The sequence below is a fragment of the Streptomyces cyaneus genome (assembly GCF_004028635.1).
Lineage (GTDB): Bacteria > Actinomycetota > Actinomycetes > Streptomycetales > Streptomycetaceae > Streptomyces > Streptomyces cyaneus.
The window spans coordinates 1-17098 of sequence record NZ_RQJW01000029.1; the positions used below are offsets into that span (position 1 = coordinate 1).

General features: G+C 71.7%; 14 protein-coding genes. 7 read left to right on the forward strand and 7 right to left on the reverse strand.

The features are described from left to right. The 3 genes from EHO50_RS43420 to EHO50_RS43430 all read right to left on the reverse strand — a co-directional run. On the reverse strand, window positions 1-717 hold a 717-nt coding region (locus EHO50_RS43420), incomplete at its 3' end, for a biotin/lipoyl-containing protein (protein WP_342787060.1). A gap of 75 nt (window positions 718-792) precedes the next feature. Then, window positions 793-2181, reverse strand: a complete 1389-nt coding sequence (gene lpdA, locus EHO50_RS43425) for a dihydrolipoyl dehydrogenase (RefSeq protein ID WP_062702738.1) — start codon at window positions 2179-2181, stop codon at window positions 793-795. Window positions 2182-2438: 257 nt separating this feature from the next. Further along, window positions 2439-3989, reverse strand: coding sequence for a leucyl aminopeptidase (locus EHO50_RS43430; protein WP_128437412.1), 1551 nt, complete (start codon window positions 3987-3989; stop codon window positions 2439-2441). A 356-nt stretch (window positions 3990-4345) separates the two neighbouring features. Here EHO50_RS43430 and EHO50_RS43435 point away from each other — a divergent pair, with 356 nt between their 5' ends. The 5 genes from EHO50_RS43435 (at window position 4346) to EHO50_RS43455 (ending at window position 10986) form a co-directional block, all read left to right on the forward strand. Further along, window positions 4346-6388, forward strand: a complete 2043-nt coding sequence (locus EHO50_RS43435) for a hypothetical protein (protein WP_246101845.1) — start codon at window positions 4346-4348, stop codon at window positions 6386-6388. A 119-nt stretch (window positions 6389-6507) separates the two neighbouring features. Further along, on the forward strand, window positions 6508-8028 hold the full coding sequence (gene pelF, locus EHO50_RS43440; RefSeq protein ID WP_128437413.1) for a GT4 family glycosyltransferase PelF: 1521 nt from the start codon (window positions 6508-6510) through the stop codon (window positions 8026-8028). Continuing rightward, complete coding sequence (locus EHO50_RS43445) at window positions 8025-9536, forward strand: hypothetical protein (RefSeq protein WP_128437414.1); 1512 nt, start codon at window positions 8025-8027, stop codon at window positions 9534-9536. The genes pelF and EHO50_RS43445 overlap by 4 nt, the downstream gene beginning before the upstream one ends. 5 nt (window positions 9537-9541) lie before the next feature. Further along, window positions 9542-10192 carry a spherulation-specific family 4 protein gene (locus tag EHO50_RS43450; RefSeq protein ID WP_128437430.1) on the forward strand — a complete coding sequence of 217 codons (651 nt, stop codon included), beginning with the start codon at window positions 9542-9544 and terminating at the stop codon, window positions 10190-10192. After that, entirely contained in the window at window positions 10189-10986 is a 798-nt protein-coding gene (locus tag EHO50_RS43455; RefSeq protein WP_128437415.1) for an endo alpha-1,4 polygalactosaminidase, read from the forward strand. The genes EHO50_RS43450 and EHO50_RS43455 overlap by 4 nt, the downstream gene beginning before the upstream one ends. A gap of 31 nt (window positions 10987-11017) precedes the next feature. On the opposite strand, the gene EHO50_RS43460 is transcribed toward EHO50_RS43455, so the two are convergent. Next, window positions 11018-11812, reverse strand: coding sequence for an adenosylcobinamide-GDP ribazoletransferase (locus EHO50_RS43460; RefSeq protein ID WP_128437431.1), 795 nt, complete (start codon window positions 11810-11812; stop codon window positions 11018-11020). Window positions 11813-11885: 73 nt separating this feature from the next. On the opposite strand from EHO50_RS43460, the gene EHO50_RS43465 reads away from it, so the two are divergent. Continuing rightward, window positions 11886-12644: a hypothetical protein gene (locus EHO50_RS43465; protein WP_128437416.1), complete on the forward strand. Its 759-nt coding sequence runs from the start codon at window positions 11886-11888 to the stop codon at window positions 12642-12644. Here the strand turns inward: EHO50_RS43465 and EHO50_RS44615 are convergent. Both EHO50_RS44615 and cobT read right to left on the reverse strand, forming a co-directional pair. Then, window positions 12590-13288 carry a hypothetical protein gene (locus tag EHO50_RS44615; RefSeq protein ID WP_181449807.1) on the reverse strand — a complete coding sequence of 233 codons (699 nt, stop codon included), beginning with the start codon at window positions 13286-13288 and terminating at the stop codon, window positions 12590-12592. The two genes, EHO50_RS43465 and EHO50_RS44615, sit on opposite strands and share 55 nt — an antisense overlap. Window positions 13289-13341: 53 nt before the next feature. Continuing rightward, window positions 13342-14517: a nicotinate-nucleotide--dimethylbenzimidazole phosphoribosyltransferase gene (cobT, locus tag EHO50_RS43480; protein WP_246101846.1), complete on the reverse strand. Its 1176-nt coding sequence runs from the start codon at window positions 14515-14517 to the stop codon at window positions 13342-13344. A gap of 228 nt (window positions 14518-14745) precedes the next feature. Between cobT and EHO50_RS43485 the strand changes: the two genes are divergently transcribed. Continuing rightward, entirely contained in the window at window positions 14746-15561 is an 816-nt protein-coding gene (locus EHO50_RS43485) for a class I SAM-dependent methyltransferase (RefSeq protein WP_128437417.1), read from the forward strand. A 260-nt stretch (window positions 15562-15821) separates the two neighbouring features. Here the strand turns inward: EHO50_RS43485 and EHO50_RS43490 are convergent, their stop codons facing one another. Next, a complete protein-coding gene (locus EHO50_RS43490) occupies window positions 15822-17024 on the reverse strand; it encodes a bifunctional adenosylcobinamide kinase/adenosylcobinamide-phosphate guanylyltransferase (protein ID WP_164905124.1) in 1203 nt (400 codons plus the stop codon). Window positions 17025-17098 lie beyond the last annotated feature (74 nt).

The following is a 17098-nucleotide window of genomic DNA, read 5'->3' on the forward strand; positions in this document are numbered from 1 at the left end:
AGCCGCGGGGGCAGCCGGAGCCGCGGGCGCGGCCGGGGCAGCGGCGGCGGGAGCCGGGGCAGCCGGGGCCGGGGCGGCCGCCGGAGCGGCACCCGCGACACCGATGACGGCCAGCTTGGCGCCGACCTCGGCCGTCTCGTCCTCGCCGACCACGATCTCCAGCAGCGTGCCGGAGGTGGGGGCGGGGATCTCGGTGTCGACCTTGTCGGTGGAGACCTCGAGCAGCGGCTCGTCGGCCTCGACGCTGTCACCGACCGACTTCAGCCAGCGGGTGACGGTGCCCTCGGTGACGGACTCGCCGAGCGCGGGCAGGACGACGTCCGTGCCCTCGGCCGTACCGGCGCCGGCAGCGGCCTCGGCGGTCGGGGCCGGAGCGGGGGCGGCCTGCTCGGTGGAGGGCTCGGCGGCCGGAGCGGGCTCGGCGGCCGGGGCCGGGGCCTCGGCAGCGGCGGGCGCCGGGGCGGCACCGGGGGCGCCCGTGCCGTCGTCGATCAGGGCCAGCTCGGCGCCGACCTCGACCGTCTCGTCCTCGGCGACCTTGATGGAGGCCAGGATGCCGGCGGCGGGGGAGGGGATCTCGGTGTCGACCTTGTCGGTGGAGACCTCGAGCAGCGGCTCGTCGGCCTCGACGCGCTCACCCTCGGCCTTCAGCCAGCGGGTGACAGTGCCCTCGGTGACGCTCTCGCCGAGCGCCGGAAGGGTTACGGAAACCGCCATGGTTTCGGTTGCTCCTTACGAATTGCGGAAGTCTGTGTCGTCGCTAAGACGCGGAGTCGCTTCGTCGACCGAGGGTCAGTCGTGCGCGTGCAGCGGCTTGCCGGCCAGGGCCAGGTGGGCCTCGCCGAGCGCCTCGTTCTGCGTCGGGTGGGCGTGAATGAGCTGGGCGACCTCGGCCGGCAGCGCCTCCCAGTTGTAGATCAGCTGGGCCTCGCCGACCTGCTCGCCCATGCGGTCACCGACCATGTGGACGCCGACCACGGCACCGTCCTTGACCTGGACGAGCTTGATCTCGCCCGCGGTGTTCAGGATCTTGCTCTTGCCGTTGCCCGCCAGGTTGTACTTCAGAGCGACGACCTTGTCCGCGCCGTAGATCTCCTTGGCCTTTGCCTCGGTGATGCCGACGGAGGCGACCTCGGGGTGGCAGTAGGTCACCCGCGGAACACCGTCGTAGTCGATCGGAACGGTCTTCAGACCGGCCAGACGCTCCGCCACCAGGATGCCCTCGGCGAAGCCGACGTGCGCGAGCTGGAGCGTCGGGACGAGGTCACCGACGGCGGAGATGGTCGGGACGTTGGTGCGCATGTACTCGTCGACGAGGACGTAGCCGCGGTCCATGGCGACGCCCTGCTCCTCGTAGCCGAGACCGGCGGAGACGGGGCCGCGGCCGACGGCGACGAGGAGGACCTCGGCCTCGAACTCCTTGCCGTCGGCGAGGGTGACCTTGACACCGTCCGCGGTGTACTCGGCCTTGGAGAAGAAGGTGCCGAGGTTGAACTTGATGCCGCGCTTGCGGAACGCGCGCTCAAGAAGCTTCGAAGAGTTCTCGTCCTCGACCGGGACGAGGTGCTTCAGGCCCTCGATGACCGTGACGTCGGCGCCGAAGGACTTCCACGCCGAGGCGAACTCGACGCCGATGACGCCGCCGCCCAGGATGATCGCGGACTTCGGCACGCGGTCCAGGACGAGGGCGTGGTCCGAGGAGATGATGCGGTTGCCGTCGATCTCCAGGCCCGGCAGCGACTTCGGCACGGAGCCGGTCGCCAGCAGGACGTGGCGGCCCTGGATGCGCTGGCCGTTGACGTCGACGGAGGTCGGGGAGGACAGACGGCCCTCACCCTCGATGTACGTCACCTTGCGGGAGGCGACGAGACCCTGCAGACCCTTGTACAGGCCGGCGATCACGCCGTCCTTGTACTTGTGGACCCCGGCGATGTCGATGCCCTCGAAGGTGGCCTTCACGCCGAACTGCGCGCTCTCGCGGGCCTGGTCGGCGATCTCGCCCGCGTGCAGCAGGGCCTTGGTGGGGATGCAACCCCGGTGCAGGCAGGTGCCGCCGACCTTGTCCTTCTCGATCAGGGCGACGTCCAGGCCCAGCTGCGCCCCGCGCAGGGCCGCGGCGTAACCGCCACTACCACCGCCGAGGATCACTAGGTCGAAAACGGTGCTGGCGTCGTTCGCCACGTCACGTCCTCCATGCATGTGCGCCGTACGCCGGTCTTCGATGACCGGCAGGCGGCTGGTGTCCGGCCGCTCTTTCTTCGGCCCTGGGGTGGGGCCCTGTCCTGCCGAGCCCCATCTTCGCACTTGTCCACACCGAACGAGACGCCGGGCCGGTGTGTGAGACGTCCCACGTTCAGTTGAGCGCGCAGGGAAGGCGCGCATGGAAGAGGGGGGCTCCGCCCTGCCCGCGCGCGGAACCCCCCTCACTCAGAACGACATCAGCCCAGGTCGCCGGAGGCGGTCAGCTCGGCCAGCCGCACCAGCGTCCGCACCGCGGACCCCGTACCACCCTTCGGGGTGTACCCGAAGGGTCCACCCTCGTTGAACGCGGGCCCGGCGATGTCGAGGTGCCCCCATGTGATGCCCTCGCCCACGAACTCGCGCAGGAAGAGACCCGCGACCAGCCCACCGCCCATGCGCTCACCCATGTTGGCGATGTCGGCGGTCGGCGAATCCATGCCCTTGCGCAGATGCTCCGGCAACGGCATCGGCCAGGACGCCTCACCGACCTCCTCGGCCGCCTCCACGATCGCCGAGCGGAACGCGTCGTCGTTGGCCATCACACCGAAGGTGCGGTTGCCGAGCGCCAGCACCATCGCACCCGTGAGCGTCGCCACGTCGACGATCGCGTCCGGCTTCTCCTGCGACGCCGCCCACAGCGCGTCCGCGAGCACCAGCCGGCCCTCGGCGTCGGTGTTGAGCACCTCCACCGTCTTGCCGCTGTACATGCGCAGCACGTCACCCGGGCGCACGGCGGAGCCCGACGGCATGTTCTCGGCGAGCGCCAGCCAGCCGGTGACGTTCACGTCGAGGCCGATCCGGGCGGCGGCGACGACGGCGGCGAACACGGCGGCCGCACCGCTCATGTCGCACTTCATCGTCTCGTTGTGCCCGGCCGGCTTCAGCGAGATGCCGCCCGAGTCGTAGGTGATGCCCTTGCCGACGAAGGCGAGGTGCTTGGCCGCCTTGGAGCTCGTGTACGTCAGCTTCACCAGCCGCGGACCGGCCGCCGACCCGGAGCCGACGCCCAGGATGCCGCCGTAGCCGCCCTTGGTCAGCGCCTTCTCGTCGAGCACCTGCACCTTGATGCCGTGCTCCTTGGCCGCCGCCGAGACGATCGCGGCGAAGGACTCGGGGTTGAGGTCGTTCGGCGGGGTGTTGATCAGGTCGCGGGCGCGGTTGAGCTCCTCGGAGACGGCGGTGGCGCGCTCGATCGCCGCCTTGTGCTCCTTGTCGCGAGGCTTGCCGCCGAGCAGCGCGGCCTCGGCGAGGGGCGCCTTGCCGTTCTTCTTCTTGTCCTGAGCGTTGTTGCCGTTGCCCTTGTACGCGTCGAAGGCGTACGCCCCGAGCAGCACGCCCTCGGCGACGGCGCCGACGTCACCGGCGTCGCCCAGCGGCAGCGCGAACGCGGCCTTCTTGGAGCCGGCGAGGGCGCGGGCGGCGACACCGGCGGCCTTGCGCAGCGCCTCGCCGTCGTAGGCCCCGTCCTTGGGGTCCTCGGGCTCGGCACCCAGGCCCACCGCCACCACGAGCGGGGCCTTGAAGCCGGCGGGCGCAGGGAGCTTCGTCACCTCGCCCTCGGCGCCCGAGGCACCGAGGGTCTCCAGGACGCCGGCGAGCTTGCCGTCGTACGCCTTGTCCACGGCCTCTGCGCCCGGTGCGACAACCAGTCCCCCGGACGTGGACGCAGCGCCCTTGGCGACACCGATCACGATCGCGTCGGCCCGCAGGCCGGGCGCCGCGGCGGTGCTGAGAGTGAGAGCAGTCACGGTGGTGAAATCTCGCTTCCGATGTGAAGTTTGTGATGGCCGAATGGTGTGGGTCGACCGGGCCCGACGGCCGACCCTAGTTCCGACCTACGGGTGCGGTAGCAGCGGGGCCTTCCCCGGTACGGCGAACACTCGGGACGAGCCTACGCTCGTGTGAGCGTTCGCTCATTCCTACGGGCGTTCACCTGTCGGTGGCGTCGTGGCCATTTCTTGATCCTCACCATCGGTGAGCTGAGTCACACTCGTCTGGTTTCCGGTGAGCGATCAGCTTGCCGCTTTGCATGATCTCCATGGATCCTCCGTCGATTCGTCACGTGCGGCCATGAGGGGATCTTCCGGGGGGAAGGGGCAAATCAATGGCGCCCAGTGCGCACAGTTGGAGAAACCGCAGAAACGCCGTCGCCGCCTTGACGGCCGCGGGTCTGCTGACCCTGGGCCTGGCGGCCCCGGGTGCCGCGGCCGCCGAGGCGCCGCGCATCGATCTCAGGGTGCTGGTCGTGGACAACGGCGACAGCCCCGTCCGGGCCATCACCGCCCAGCTCAAGAGCACCGGCATCCCGTACACCACCGTCGACCTGACCGACGCGAACCGCCCGACCATCACGGACGCGTTCCTCAGCGACACGGTGAACGGCAGACCCCGGGCCAAGTACCAAGGCGTAGTCCTGCCGAGCGAGGCCCCCTTCGGCGCGGGCTCCGCCGAGCAGACCGCGCTGGAGGGCTACGAGCGGACCTACGGCATCCCGCAGGTCGACGCCTACACCTGGGCCCACCCGGGCGTCGGCCTCGACTACACCAGCGAGGGTGGCTGGGCCGGCACCCTCGACGGGCGGGCGGCGTCCGTCACGACCGAGGGCAAGGCAGGGTATTTCGGCTACCTCGACGGCGCCTTCACGTTCGAGGACAACGACACGTCCGTACAGGAGAGTTACGGCTTCGTCGCCAGGCCCCGTACGGGCTTCACCAGCTATGTCGACATCCCCGTGCCCGCCGGCTCCGGGCGCGGCAGCCTGATCGGTGAGTACAGCCACGACGGGCGCCGCGAACTGGTCGTGACCTTCGCGTACAACGAGTACCAGCAGCAGTTCCGGGTCCTTGCCCGTGGCATCGTCGAATGGCTGACCCAGGGCGTGCACCTGGGGCAGGCCCGCAACTATTTCGCGGTGCATGTCGACGACGTCTTCGCGCCCGACAGCCGCTGGGACACCGCACGCAACTGCACCCCAGGTGACTTCGACTGCCCGGGCGGCGACGGCGAGGGGACCACGCCGATCCGTATGACGGCCGAGGACGCGGTCCACGCCGCGCAGTGGCAGCAGGCGCACGGCTTCACGCTGGACATGGTCTACAACGCCGGGTCCGGCGAGCAGTGGAAGAGCGTCAACGGCGGCACCGACCCGCTCGCCGACCGGCTGCTCGCCGACAAGGCGCGGTACCGCTGGATCAACCACACCTACACGCACCCGTACCTCGGCTGCGTCCAGGACACCTCGACCGTGCCCTGGAGCTGCGCCAAGAACGCCGACGGCTCGACGCAGTACATGAGCCGCTCGGAGATCTCGGCGCAGATCCGCAACAACTACGACTGGGGCGTCGCCAAGGGCCTCCCGCTCGACCGCACGGAACTCGTGACCGGCGAGCACTCGGGCCTGAAGACCCTGCCGCAGCAGCCCGACGACAACCCCAACCTGGCCGGCGCCCTCGCCGACAACGGCGTCAAGTGGACCGCCTCGGACAACTCCCGTGAGCCCGACCAGCGTTCGGTCGGCGCCGCCCTGACCGTGCCCCGGCACCCGATGAACGTGTACTACAACGTGGGTACCGAGGAGGAGATGGTCGACGAGTACAACTGGATCTACACCTCCACGGCCGACGGCGGCAGCGGCATCTGCGCGAACAACCCCGCCTCCACCTGCTTGGACGACCCGCTGGACCCGGCCACCGGGTACGCCGACTACATCGTCCCGCTGGAGGCCCGCACCGCCCTCGGGCACGCGATCAGCAACGACCCGCGCCCGCACTACGCCCACCAGTCCAACCTGGCCGAGGACCGGACGCTGTACCCGGTCCTGGACAAGGTGCTCGCCGACTACCAGGCGCTCTTCGCCGACAACACCCCCGTACAGAACCTCGCGCAGAGCGCCATCGGCACCGAGCTGCAGCGCCGCGCCGCCTGGCGGACGGCGCTGGCGGCCGGCAAGGTCACGGCGTACCGGATCGGCACCACGGTCACGATCACCGCACCGTCCGGGACCCGGATCCCGGTGACCGCACCGGAGGGCACCGGGAAGCAACTCCTGCTCTCCACCACCGCGTTCGGGACACCGTACGCGGGCAGGCGCTCGGCTTGGACCACGCCGGAGCCACTGCAGTCGGCAGTAACGCTCAAGCTGCCTTAGCTGGAGCGCCCCGTCAGGGGCGCGGGGAACTGCGCGACCAGCCACAAACGACCCGCAGTCGGGGTCCGGGCAGCAGTTCCCCGCACAACATCCGCACAACAGGGGGAAGCAACGCAGCGATGCGCACCGGCCGTCATGTCACCATGCTCACCGAAGGCACCTATCCACACGTCCACGGCGGGGTCAGCACCTGGTGCGACCAGCTCGTCAAGGGCATGCCCGAGGTCGACTTCCACATCGTGTCGCTCACGGGGAGCGGCCGCGAACCCGTCACCTGGGAGCTGCCGCCGAACGTCTACCGGCACACCTCCGTACCGACCTGGGGCCCACGTCCGGGACGCAAACACGCGCCGTACGGCAGGGCCCGGCGCCGTTTCACCGACTCCTACGAGCGTTTCCTGCTCTCCTTCCTCGACCCCGAGGGGGATTGCGACTTCGGCGACGCCCTGTGCGAGCTGGCCCAACTCGCCCGCGACGGACGCCTGTCGGCGGCGCTGCGCACCGATTCGGCGCTGCGGTCGCTGATGTGGATCTGGACGATGCCGCATCTGCCGACCGCGGCCGCCCGCCCCACCGTGCACGACGCCCTGACCGCGACCGACCTGCTGGAACACGCCCTGCGCCCCCTCGGGATCCGCATCCCCGAAGACTCCGTCGCCCACGCGGTGAGCAGCGGCCTCGCCACCCTCCCGGCCCTCGCCGCCCGCAAGCTGGACGGCGTGCCCTTCCTCCTCACCGAGCACGGCATCTATCTGCGCGAGCGCTACCTCGGCTACCGCAGCGACGCCCAGCGCTGGCCCGTGAAGGCGTTCATGCTCGGCTTCTACCGTGAGCTGAACTCACTCGGGTACCGGACGGCCGACCTGATCACCCCCTGCAACCAGTACAACCGCCGCTGGGAGGAGCGCGGCGGCGCCGACGCCGACAAGATCCGCACGGTCTACAACGGCGTCGACCCGCACGCCTTCCCGCACGCCGGTCCCGAGCCCGAGGTCCCCACCCTCACCTGGTGCGGCCGCGTCGACCCCATCAAGGACCTGGAGACCCTGCTGCGGGCCTACGGCATGGTCCGCGCCGAACTCCCCGAAACCCGACTGCGGTTGTTCGGCCCCGTCCCACCCGGCGGCGAGGCCTATCTCACCAAGCTGGAGAAGCTCGCCGCCGAGCTGGGCGTGAGGGACGGCCTGACCTTCGAGGGCCGCATCAGCGAGGTCTGGCGCGCCTACGCCGCCGGTCATGTCGTCATGCTGTCGTCCATCTCCGAGGGCTTCCCGTTCTCCATCATCGAGGCCATGTCCTGCGGCCGTACGACGGTCTCGACGGACGTCGGGGGAGTGCGCGAGGCCGTAGGCGACACGGGACTCGTCGTCCCGCCGCGCGAGCCGGAGAAGATGGCCGCCGCCGCACTCACCCTCCTCCATGACGACGAACGGCGCCTGAAACTAGGCGAATTGTCCCGCCAGCGCGTGATCGACCGCTTCACGCTCCGCCGCTCCGTGGACAATTTCCGGACTATTTATCAGGAGCTCGCGGACGGCAGCGAGGTGTACGAGCCCACGCTCGAGACGGTCGCGGACTGGACCCTCGAACTGCGCGATCCCTGGTACGAGAAGGTTGCGACGGACGGAACCGGCTGGTGAGCGGAAGCATCTGGATGCCGCCCGGCGCCCGCCCCGACACCCTGCCCGCCGTCCCGCGCCAGCGCACCAAGCCCAGCTGGGCGCAGCCCGACCCCTTCGACGAACTCGCCGAACGCCTCGACGACTTCATAGCCGCCGCCGTCCACCCCGACGAGATCGCCGCGCTGCTGGAGTCCGACGGACTGTCGGACGACCAGATACGCGAGCGCTACGGCGTCAAGAACTCCTTCGCCCTCGCCGAGGAACTGTACGAGCGGGTCGAGCGCCGCTACCCGGAGCCGGACGGCCCGGCCCACGACACCTGGCAGGTGGGCCTGCTCGGCTGCCTGCTCAGGGGGCTGGTCTTCGCCCTCCCCGGCTTCGGCTACGTCCTCGGCGCCCCCCTCCTCGCGGGCCCGCACGACGACGTCGGCCTCCCCGCGGGCACGGTCCCGCTACTGGCCAGTGCATTGGTCGGCTGGATGTGGAACCAGGGGCTCGCCCATCGGGCGTACGCGTGGCTGGGGTTGGGCGACCGCGGTGCCGCCCGCCGCGCTCTGCTCCTGGGCGCCCCGGTCGGCGCGCTGCTCGGCGCCCTGGTGGCCCTGACGGTCGCGGGCGCCGCCCACCCGGCCGCCGTGGCTTTCGCGGCCGGCCAGTCGGTGTACCTGGGCGCGGCTACCGCCCTGTTGGTGATGGGCCGCGAACGGGCCTTGCTGACCGCGTTGTTGCCGATGGCGACGGGTGCGGTGCTGGCGCTGGCCCACCCGGTGCCGGACGCCGTACGTCTCACCCTTCTCTTGGGTTCGCTTGCCGTGGTAGCGCTTCTAGGCCTACGCGAGGTGGCACCCCCCAAGGGGCGCGGGGCTGTATTGAATTTGCGGCTACCGCCGCGTGGGCGCGACAAGCCACGACGCACCCGCAGTCAGTCAACGACAATGGGCCCCCGTCTCTCCGCCTCCCTCCCGTACGCCCTCTTCGGCCTGGCCACAGGCGTCCTGGTCCTCTACGCGGCCCTCGGCGATTTCCTGACCGGCGAGCAGCACAGCGCCATCGCGGCCCCCGCCGCCGTCGCCCTCACCCTCAGCATGGGCCCCGCCGAATGGCTGCTGTACCGCTTCCGCAGCGGCAGCCTGGCGGGCCTGCGCTCCAGCAGCACGCCGAGGGCGTTCTGGCGGACCACGGTGCTCACCGTCCTGAAGTGCCTCTCCGGCTACCTGCTCGCCCTCCTCGTGCTCAGCCTCGCCACCTCGGCCCTGTGGCCGCATGCCCCCGGCATCGCAGGCGTCCGCCTCGCCGGTCTGCTCCTGCTCGGCGTGGTCCTGTGGACGGGATTGCTGCTCCAGTCCTTCGGCGCGGTGCTCGGCGCGGCGACGATCTGCTGCGGGGCCGCCCTCGCCCAGACGGTGGCCCTACTGACCCACACGGGCAGCCCGCACGGGGTCGCCCTGATCGTCCACGGAACGGCGGCGGTGGCCCAAACCGGCCTGGTCTGCGGCCTGTTGGGGCGAGTGACCGCCCACCGATGACACTGATGAACGATCTACTGGTCCCGTACTACGAGCACCCGTCCGTCCGCCCCGCCGAATGGGACGCGATCATCACGGCCGCGCCCCGCCTCTACGGGGTCGTCCTCAACCCGGCCAGCGGCTCCGGCGAGACGCCCGACCCGGCGTTCGCCGAGGTCGCGACCCGGTTGCGGACGGCGGGAGCGCGGGTGCTCGGCTACGCCGACACCGACTACGGCCGCAGACCGCACGCCGACGTCGTACGCGACATCGCCCGGCACCGCGACTGGTACGCCGCGGCCGGTGTCTTCCTCGACCAGGTCGCCGCGGGCCGCGAGGAGTTCGCGTATTACCAGCGGCTCGCGACGGCGGCCTGGGGCGCCGGCTGCGGCACGCTCGTCCTGAACCACGGCACGGCACCGCACCCGTCGTACGCCAGGATCGCGGACGTCCTGGTCACCTTCGAGGGCACCTGGGCGTCGTACACCCGGCTCGGCCCGCAGCAGTGGCGGGGCGGTGGCGGAGTGCGCCTGTGCCATCTGGTGTACGGCGTCCCGGCCGCAGTTGACGTGGCGGACCTGGCCCGCGCCCGCGGGGCCACCGTGCACTGCGCGGTACCGGGGATGGGAGATCATCCTTGGGGTACGTTGCCGCACACTCTGGAGCCCGCTCGGTGAGACGCCTCATTCCGCTGGCCGTTCTGCTTCTCCTGCTCGCGGGTTGCACGACGGCATCCGACAACGCCGACGACGGCGAGGACGGTCCGAGCGGCGCGCGCTGGCAGCCGCGCCCCGGGGTGGCCTGGCAGTGGCAGCTCCGCGGCCGTATCGACACCACCGTCGACGTGCCGGTCTACGACATCGACGGCTTCGACCAGTCCGGGAAGACCGTCGCCGCGCTGCACGACGAGGACCGCAAGGTCATCTGCTATCTCTCCACCGGCGCCTGGGAGGACTGGCGCCCCGACGCCGAGAAGTTCCCGAAGTCGGTGATCGGCAAGGACAACGGCTGGGAGGGCGAGCGCTGGCTCGACATCCGTCGCCTGGACGTCCTGGAACCGCTGATGGCGGACCGGCTGGACATGTGCCGTGAGAAGGGCTTCGACGCGGTGGAGCCCGACAACATGGACGGCTACAAGAACCGCACCGGTTTCCCGCTCAAGGCGCGCGACCAGCTCCGCTACAACCGCCTGATCGCCAGGCTGGCCCACGAGCGGGGCATGGCGGTCGGCCTGAAGAACGACCTGGACCAGATCCCCGAGCTGGTGGACGACTTCGACTTCGCGGTCAACGAGCAGTGCGCCCAGTACGGGGAATGCGCGACCCTGAGTCCCTTCGTGAAGGCGGGCAAGGCGGTTTTCCACGTCGAGTACGAGGTCCCGACGCGCAGCTTCTGCGCCCAGTCGCGTCGCCTGAAGCTGAGTTCCATGCTGAAGAAGTACGAACTGGGGGTATGGCGCCGGGCCTGTTGATGTCTGCTGAGGCCACCCGCCTGATCGCGCCTCAGCCCAGCGACAGCACCACGAGCGCGGTCGTCGCCGCCGTCTCCGCGAGCCCGCCGAAGACGTCACCGGTGACGCCGCCGAAGCGGCGGGTGCAGTGCCGTAGGAGGAGTTCGGCGGCGGCGAGTGCGGCCAGGACCGCGACGGCGGTGCGGGCGATGTCGTACGTCCCGAGCAGGGCCCCTGTCGCGGCCGCGACGCCCGTCACGGCCAGGGCGACGGTCACCGCGCTCCGCACGGGAACGACCCCGGCCACCGCCGCCCCGAGCCCCTCCGGCCGTGCGGCGGGCACGCCGGCCCGGGCGGCCAGGGTGAGCGCGAGGCGGGCGGCGACGGCCGAGACGACGGTGGCGAGGGCGCCCCGGGCCCACGAGTCGCCGTACAGCTGGGAGAGGGCGGCCACCTGCGCGAACACCACGAACACGAGCGTGAGGACGCCGAAAGGCCCGATGTCCGACTGCTTCATGATCCGCAGCGCGTCCTCGGCGGGCTTGCCGCTGCCGAGCCCGTCCGCGGTGTCGGCGAGCCCGTCGAGATGCAGCCCTCGGGTGAGGACGGCCGGGACGGCGGCGCCCGCGACGGCGGCGAGGAGCGGTCCGGCGCCGAGGAACAGCAGCACGAGCGCGACGATCGCGGCACCGCACCCGAGGACCACCCCGACGAGCGGGGCGCACAGCATCCCCCCGCGCGCCGCTTCCCGGTCCCACCGGCGCACCTTGACGGGGAGCACGCTCAGGGTGCCGAATGCGAAGCGGAGGCCGTGCAAACGGAGGCCGTGCGGGGGCGGTGGGGTCATGGACACGTCGGCAGAGTAGCCCGGACGCCGTACCCGTCAGGCGGCCCACCCCTGTCCCGGACACACTGAAACCATGGGTGACTGGTGGCAGCGCAACATCATCGAACCGGGCAAACTGCCCCTGCTCCTGGCCCTGACCGCCTTTGTGGTCACCTTCCTCGTCACGCGGATCATCACCCGCATGATCCGCGCGGGCAAAGGCCCCTTCCGCAACATCGAGACCGGCGCCGTCCACATCCACCATGTCGTCCCCGGAATCGTCCTCACGGTCATCGGCGGCTTCTGCGCGGTCGCCGGCGGTCAGCACGGCTTCGGCGCCGCCGTGGCAGCCGTGGTCTTCGGGATGGGCGCGGGCCTGGTCATGGACGAGTTCGCGCTGATCGTGCATCTGGACGACGTCTACTGGACCGAGGCCGGCCGCAAGAGCGTGGAGATGGTCGTGCTCACCGCCGCCGTGGCCGGCCTGTTCCTCCTCGGCTTCGCACCCTTCGGGGTCAACGACCTCAGCGACGACGAGTTGCAGGACCGCGGGTCGGTGATCAGTACGGTTCTCGTGAACTTCCTCTTCGCCCTGATCGCCCTCGCCAAGGGCAAGGCCCGGATCGCGATCTTCGGGGTGATCATCCCGTTCATCGCCCTGTTCGGCGCCATCCGCCTGGCCCGTCCCGCCTCCCCCTGGGCGAAACGCTTCTACCGTCGCCGCCCGCGCGCCCGCGCCAGGGCTCAGCTGCGCGCCTTCCACCACGACCGGCGCTGGTCGGGCCCCAGCCGCAGACTTCAGGACTGGATCGGCGGCGCGCCCGACGTGGACCGGGCCCTGGAACGCCACTGACACAGCGCCGTCCCCGCGCACAGCACCAGCACCGCTGCGATCGCCGCCAGGTGCTCCTTCCCGGCGAGGTTCCCCTCCAGCACCACCTCGACCACCATCGCCACGATCACCGCACCGGCCGTGACATACGCGCCGTAGCGCCACCCGAGGAACACGGCGAGGCCCACCACCGCCGCCGACGGTCCCGTGTCCACGACCTGCGCGTCCGAGGCGGGCAGCCCGATCGGGTGGCCCGGGCCGAGCGCGATGCCCACGCGCGCGTACAGGGTTCCGGCGAGGGTCGCGACGTACGCGAGGAGAAGCGTCCGCCACCAGCCCAGACAGAGCTCGGCGACCCCGAAGACCAGCAGGATCTGCGCGAGCGCACCCCACACCGGCAGGTCGAGGGCGGGCACGAACAACGACAGCGGCGTCCGCAGGAGCGCCTGCCAGAGCGGATCCTCGGCCTTCACCGCCCCGAGGTTCTGCACGACCTGACAGCCCCAGGACCGGTGCTGCACGACCTGCACGAGCCCCGTCAGGCAAACGGCCCCGACGGTCATCGGCACGGCCCGCCACCGCCGCTCCACCAACGGTCCCCGCGCGGCGAGATACAACGCCCCCCACTCGGCACGGGCCCAGCGGCGGGGGGCGTCAACTCTCACGAACGGGGATCATATGCGGACAGTGGTGACGAACTGTCCTTTTCGTCCATCCGCTACTCGGTCGCCGAGCGCTCCTCGTCCTCCGCCGCCTCGGCCCCGGGCTTCTCGGCCCCCAGCGCCTCGGACTCCAGCGCCTCGGACTCCAGCGCCTCGGCCTCCAACGCCTCGGACTCCGTCGGCTTCTCCGGCTTCTCCGGCAGCTCCGCGGCCAGCGCGGCGGCGGACTGGACCATCGGCAGGGCCAGCAAGCCTCCGGCGCCCTCGCCGACCTTCACGCCCGGGTCGAGCAGGGGCTCCAGGGCCATCCGGTCCAGCGCCTTCGCCTGCCCCGGCTCCCCGCTGTTGTGCGCGGCCAGCCACCAGTCCGGCGCCCGGAACGCGATCCGCTGCCCCACCAGGGCGCAGGCGGCGACCACCACCCCGTCCAGCACGACCGGCATCTTCCGCACCGCGCTCTGCAGCAGGAACCCGGTGATCGCGGCGAGGTCGGCGCCGCCCACCGTCGCGAGCAACTGCAGCTGATCCCCGAGCACGGGCCGCGCCCGGCGCAGAGCGTCCCGGATCGCCGCGCACTTGCGCATCCACACCAGGTCGTCGATGGCCAGCCCACCCCGTCCGGTGACCACGGAGGCGTCCGTCCCGCACAGCGCGGCGACCAGCACCCCGGCCGCCGTGGTGCCGCCGACGCTCACATCGCCGAGCACCACCAGATCCGTACCGGAGTCGGCCTCCTCGTCGGCCACGGCCACGCCGGCCCGGAAGGCGGCCTCCGCCTCCTTGAGCGTCAACGCGTCCTCGACATCGATACGACCGCTCCCGCGCCGCACCCGATGCCGTACGACGGCCTCCGGCAGCGACTGCGGATCGCAGTCCAGTGCCATGTCGACGACCCGCACCGGAACCCCGAGCCGCCGCGCGAGCACGGACACCGGCCGACCGCCCTCGAGGATCTCCCGCACCAACTCCACGGCGCCGCCCGCCCGTCGCGCCGAGACACCCAGCTCGGCGACGCCGTGGTCACCGGCGAACAGCACGACCCTCGGCTGTTCGATCGGCCGCACCGGTACGGCGGACTGTGCGGCCGCCAGCCACTCACCCAAGTCGTCGAGGCGGCCCAGCGCCCCGGGCGGCACGATCTGACGCTCACGGCGCGCCTCGGCGTCACGGCGCACCCCACCGTCGGGGCGCTCGATCAGATCAGTGAAGTCGTCGAGATTAAGCGAGCTCATTCGCCGAACAGTACCGGCACCGGTCGAACAGATCGGCGCCACATGGCCACCAGGGGCTCCGCCACGTCACCCCCGCATCGGCGCGACGTCGTTGCACCCAAGATCGGCATCCCATACGTTCCGTTTTGCAGTGGATTGTCGGGGCATGCTCGCACCGTCCCGCCGTATGCCTCCGCCGTACGCCCGCCCCGTACGCCCCGCAATACGCCCTCGCGCCCGGGAGCCGCCATGACCGCGACCGCACCCCCCGAACCACCCCGCGCCGACTGCGCGTTCACCCTCGCCGCATGCCGGAACCAGCCGTACGTCCCCCGGCACCTGGGGCTCACCCGGCTGCCGTCCCGTCGGCTGAGGGCCGCGGCCCGCGCGGCGCTGTCCTTCCCCGAGCCGGAGAGCTGGCTGGACGTGGGCACGGGCTACGCCCGCTTCCCGGAGGTGGCGAAGGAACTCTTCCCGTACACGGCGTTCGACGGCCTGGACCCGACCTACCGCGTCCTGCACGCGCGCGTGGCCGAGCGGGTGGAGGAGGCCCACGTCGGCAATCTGACGGACGCCCGCATCACGGCCCGTCTGCGCGCCCGCTACGACATCGTCAGCATGTTCCGCCACCTGGAGCACACCCGGGACCCCCGCGAGGAGCTCCGCGCCGCCCTCACGGTCCTGCGACCCGGCGGCCTCCTCCTCCTCGAACTCCCCGACCCGCGCTGCGTGTTCGCCGTGCTGCTCGGCAGATGGTGGACCCCGCACAGCCGCCCGGGCCACCTGCACCTGATCCCCCTGGACACGCTCCGCCGGGAATTGGAGTCCCAGGGCTGCACGATCCTCTCCACGGACCGCAGCACCCCGCACATCCCGTACGACCTCGCGGCAACGACCTCGCGCGCGCTGGCGTTCTTCCTGCCCTCGCCGCTGTCCCGGGCGTGCGCGCCCCTGGTGGCCGTGGCCTGGGCCCTCGACCACATCCTGGCCCCCGTACTGCGCCACACCCGCTTCTCGAACACCTACCGCGTCATCGCCCGCAAGGACCCGACCGCACGGACCTGAGACCGTCGCCAAAATCCCGCCGCCCCGGCAGCCTCCGGCACACCCGCTCGCCGAGGGGTCCACGCCCGTCGCCGCCGGCCGGGCCCGCCCTCCGGACGAACGACGGGAATTCGACGACAGGGCCTAAGCGGTCTTGGCGAAGTCCGGTGCGGTACCGCGCCCCGCAAGGGGCGTGGGGCTGTATCGATCTGCGGCTCCGCCGCGGGCCGCGACCAGCCCCCACCGGCCCCCAGGTTTGTCACCGTTCTTCCAGGGAGCGCTCAGCCGCGCAGCACCAGCGCCTGCCCCGCCACCACCAGCACCACCTGCTCGCACTCCCCGGCGAACGCGGCGTTCAGCCGGCCCAGCTCGTCCCGGTACCGTCGCCCCGACGCCGTGGCCGGCACGATCCCCGACCCCACCTCGTTCGATACGGCGACCAGGGTCCGCCGAGTGGCCCGCACCGCCTGCGTCAACTCCCGCACCCGCTCCCGCAGCGCACGCTCCCCGCCGTCCGCCCACACCGCGTCGTCCCACGCCCCGACGGAGTCCATCGCGTCCGTCAGCCACAGGGACAGACAGTCGACGAGCAGCGGCGCCCCGGCCTCGGCCAGCAGTGGCACCAGGTCGCACGTCTCGGCCGTACGCCACGACCCCGGCCGCCGCTCCCGGTGCGCGGCAACCCGCGCCGCCCACTCGTTGTCGCCGCCCCGCGTGCCCCCGGTCGCCACGTACAGCACGTCCGGGAAGGCCTCCAACCGCCGCTCCGCCTCCACCGACTTCCCGGACCGGGCCCCGCCCAGCACCAAGGTCCGCCGCGGCACATCCGGCACGTCCTCGTACGCCCCCACCACCAGCGTCGCCCCGTCCGGCACCGCCCGCGCCCCGGCCGCGGCCAGCCGCCGCCGCAACTCGGCACCCGGCGGCACGTCATGATCCAGATGTACGGCGATGACATCCGTCGTCGGCCCGACCGCCCCCACCGCCCGCAGCTTGGCCAACGCGTCCGGCCGTCCCACGACATCGGCGACCACCATGTCGTACATCCCGACGGCCCCCTCCTCGAGCCCGGCCGGCGCACCCCCCGGCGGCAGATAGAGCAGCCGCTGCCCGCCCGGCCCGGTCACCGCGTACCCCGTGCCCGGCGAGTCCATCGCCACCGCCCGCACCCGATGCCCCGTCAGCAGCGCCAACTCCTGCCGGTCCGGCACCCGCCCGGGCTGCGGCAGCCCCGCCGGCACCTCGACGGCGGGCCCGTTGTGCGGATGCGACAGCAACACCTGCCGTACGCCGCCCAGCGAACGCCCCGCCCGCGCCGCCGCGAACGCCGCCCCTGGCGTCAGATCGAGCAACAGCGCCCCGTCCACGAGCAACGCGGTGGCCGCCCGCGCATCGTCGCCGAGTGCGCCGGCACAGGCCGCACACGGACAGTCGGGGCGGGGGAGTCCCGCGGGGGCACCGGTGCCGAGGAGAGTCAGTTCCACGGAACCGATTTTCGCGCGTCCGCGCAGGTCTCGCGCATCCGGCTAGGCTCAGGGCAGGAGCCGGACCAAGATCC